This is a genomic window from Hominiventricola aquisgranensis (genome assembly GCF_040096225.1).
GTDB lineage: Bacteria > Bacillota > Clostridia > Lachnospirales > Lachnospiraceae > Hominiventricola > Hominiventricola aquisgranensis.
Genome location: NZ_JBBMFC010000072.1, coordinates 1 through 1,373, shown reverse-complemented (window position 1 = coordinate 1,373; position 1,373 = coordinate 1). Strand labels below are relative to the sequence as shown.

At 45.4% G+C, this 1,373-nt stretch carries 2 protein-coding genes; both read left to right on the top strand.

Annotation, left to right across the window (positions count from 1 at the left end; all coding sequences use genetic code 11):
* Positions 1–78: 78 nt before the first annotated feature.
* The gene (locus tag WMO62_RS15750) at positions 79–420 is read left to right on the top strand and encodes a transposase (protein ID WP_006855988.1); all 342 of its coding nucleotides are present in this window, start codon (positions 79–81) and stop codon (positions 418–420) included.
* Positions 417–1,325 (top strand): IS3 family transposase, encoded by a 909-nt coding sequence (locus WMO62_RS15745; RefSeq protein ID WP_118489533.1) that lies wholly within the window; start codon positions 417–419, stop codon positions 1,323–1,325. The genes WMO62_RS15750 and WMO62_RS15745 overlap by 4 nt, the downstream gene beginning before the upstream one ends.
* Positions 1,326–1,373: the final 48 nt, after the last annotated feature.

Below are 1,373 nucleotides of genomic sequence, written 5' to 3'. Positions count from 1 at the left end.
TGATGTTGTATAAATAAAGTTGACACCTTATTCTCAAGGAATTCATGTATAATAAAAGAGAATAAGGAGGAACTCTCAATGTCACGAACCCAACGTAAATACGACCAGGAATATAAGATCCAGGCTGTCAAACTTGCCAAAGAAATCGGCGGTGCTAAGGCAGCCAAAGAATTAGGTATCCCAGAAGGAACCATCCACACATGGCTGAAAGCAGTTAGAGCAGGCACATTGGATATTGGCGACGGTGCACATACTCCGGAAAGCGCGATGAGTCTTGCTGAGGAGCTTGCCATGCTCCGCAAACGCGTTAAAGATCAGGACAAAGAAATCCGGCGTCTGAAAGAGGAAAATGAATTTCTCGAGGAAGCAAGCGCTTTTTTCGCAGCCAGCCGTCGGAAGTCAGCAAGAACCAAAGAATGATGTTCATTGCCATAAAAACGAAAGACGGCGTGATTAAGGGAAAACTCTCATTCTATTGCCGGATGCTTGGCGTCAGCCGCCAGGGTTTCTACAAATATCTTGCTATTAAAGATCGCCCTTGGAAATATCAGGATCTTGCTGATGCCATGAGAGTGATCCATGCTGAGGATGAATGCAATGATACCTATGGACGTATTCGCATGTACCAAGCACTGCTCCTTAAGAATCCGACGGGAATCAAGATCCCCAGTGAACGAACCGTTTACAGGGTTATGGATGAAATAGGACTTGTCCATCGGCCAAAGCGCAAGCCAAATGGCATTACCAAGGCTGATCGGGAAGCACGTAAGTCAGATGATCTTCTGAAGAGAGAGTTCAAGGCTGATAAGCCACTTGAAAAATGCGTAACTGATATCACAGAAATCAAGGCAAAAGATGGAAAACTGTATGTTTCAGCCATCTTCGACTGCTTTGATTCCAGCGTTCTGGGACTGGCAATGGAAACAAACATGAAGGCAACTCTGTGTGAGCATACACTGGATAATGCCTATCTGGCGCATCCTGATCTGCGAGGTGCCATTGTGCACTCCGACAGAGGAAGACAATATACCAGTGAAACCTACCGTCAGGCGCTTTCTAAATATGGCATTATACAAAGCATGAACAGTGATGGTGGCAGGTGCCACGATAATGCTCGATGTGAAAGCATGTGGGCCAGAATGAAAAGCGAGCTTCTCTATGACCGCTACAATACGGAAAGCCTGACCACGGATGAGCTGAGAGTTCTTATTTGGAGATATTTCATCAGTTACTGGAACAACAGGAGGATCTGCTCTGCCAACGGTGGGCTTCCTCCTATGATTAAGCGTCAGAGATACTACCAATCTCTGGGCCTGGCTGCATAGGAAATGATATCTTTGAGATAAATGTGTCAACCAATATTGACAATATCA

What these genes read in the sequence shown, in the direction of transcription:
- WMO62_RS15745 (WP_118489533.1), top strand. Translation starts at nt 417, where the DNA reads ATGATGTTCATTGCCATAAAAACGAAAGACGGCGTGATTAAGGGAAAA.
- WMO62_RS15750 (WP_006855988.1), top strand. Translation starts at nt 79, where the DNA reads ATGTCACGAACCCAACGTAAATACGACCAGGAATATAAGATCCAGGCT.